This window comes from Candidatus Micrarchaeia archaeon (genome assembly GCA_041653315.1).
In the GTDB taxonomy this organism is placed as follows: domain Archaea; phylum Micrarchaeota; class Micrarchaeia; order Anstonellales; family JAHKLY01; genus JAHKLY01.
The window spans coordinates 2933-4301 of record JBAZFO010000062.1 but is presented as its reverse complement, the minus strand read 5'-3'; the positions used below and the strand labels follow the sequence as shown (position 1 = coordinate 4301).

The window sequence follows — 1369 nt, the reverse complement described above, 5'->3', positions numbered from 1 at the left end:
TTTTTCTGTTGTATACTCATACTTTTTCATTTCCTTTTCAATTTCTTCTTTTTTCATTTTGTTTACTTTTTCAATTTCTTTTTCAATTAAGTTCATTGTATCTTTCATGTCTTTTTTACATTCTGGTAAATCAGCAATAATTTTTCCTATAATATTTCCAGCTTTAGCTTTATCATATTCATAAGCATTTTGTAAAGTATATTTTTGTATATTTTTAATTAATTCCTCTTTATTCATATAAATATTTTATTTAAATAATATTAAAAGCATTATCTAATTCAAAAAAAAGAAAAATTAATGGATTATAGAATATTTTGATATAAATATTTGAGTTTGCATTACTACTAAAATAGGTATTATAATCAATGAATTTAAAACTATAATTAATAAAGATTCAATTCCACCTAGATTTATATTTAATAAAACAAATGTTAAAATAGAGATTAAAATGAATCCAACAATTAAAAAGAAAATGAAGCTTAATATTTTTCTTCTAATATGGTTTATTGAAGATAAAACTGCTTTTTCTGGGCTAACGTCATCAATTACTAATGCAGAAGGTGCATAGAAAAAAGGAACTGCTGCTAATAAACTTAATATTGGTGCTAAAATATTTTGCATTCCTATTCTATAAGTTAATAATTGGATAGCAAATAATATTAAAGTAAAAGTGATATATAATAAAAAGACATTTAGAGTTGAAGTTTTCATTCTTTTTATAACTTCTCTTTTAATATTTAAACTTGTTCTTTGGGCTTTGATAATTAAATTAATATTCACAATTGCTAATGATATTAAGTATAAAGATATTAAAAAAGAACATACCATTATTATAATATCAATTAAACTTAAATTTGGTAAGCTACCTGTTCTTAGATATATTCCACCTGCTGCTGAGAAGGTGGGTAATTGTACGAATATTGGAATTAAAAATGCAATAAGTAATGGTATTGAAAATACAAAGATTAAATTTAAATTTTTTGTATACGCTTTAATCGTATGTTTTATAATTCCCATCATATTATCACTATTTTTTACGAACATAACATATTTAAATCCTGTTCCTTAATAAATATTTACAATCTATATATTTATATAGACGTTGTCATGTAAATTTTTTAAATACAAGGTTTGTTTTTTATTTCATGGCAAATTTAATATATATTAAATACGGGGGTTGTTTTTCACTTTGTGAAAAGTCTGCAGTATATTAAATGCCGCGGTAGCTCAGTCTGGGAGAGCACTCCGCTGAAGACGGAGGTGTCGCTGGTTCAAATGCACTTTTTTCTTTTTTAAGAAAAAAGAAAAACCTGCACTAAAAAGAAAAAAAGCAGGAATGAAAATCCGGCCCGTGGCATTTTTTGGCAAA

The 1369-nt window shown here is 24.3% G+C and carries 2 protein-coding genes and 1 tRNA gene; 1 reads left to right on the top strand and 2 read right to left on the bottom strand.

What is annotated here, in order from left to right:
* Nucleotides 1-237 (bottom strand): glutamate--tRNA ligase (locus WC356_07495; GenBank protein ID MFA5382985.1); only part of this gene is annotated, 237 nt, incomplete at its 3' end.
* Between the two features lie 57 nt (nucleotides 238-294).
* A complete protein-coding gene (locus tag WC356_07490; protein ID MFA5382984.1) occupies nucleotides 295-1044 on the bottom strand; it encodes a hypothetical protein in 750 nt (249 codons plus the stop codon).
* 172 nt (nucleotides 1045-1216) lie between these two features.
* Here WC356_07490 and WC356_07485 point away from each other — a divergent pair.
* Nucleotides 1217-1357, top strand: a tRNA-Phe gene (locus WC356_07485).
* The last annotated feature ends 12 nt before the right edge of the window (nucleotides 1358-1369 follow it).

Excerpts from the sequence above, each read along its gene's own strand:
- WC356_07490 (MFA5382984.1), bottom strand. The coding sequence starts at position 1,044 with ATGTTCGTAAAAAATAGTGATAATATGATGGGAATTATAAAACATACG.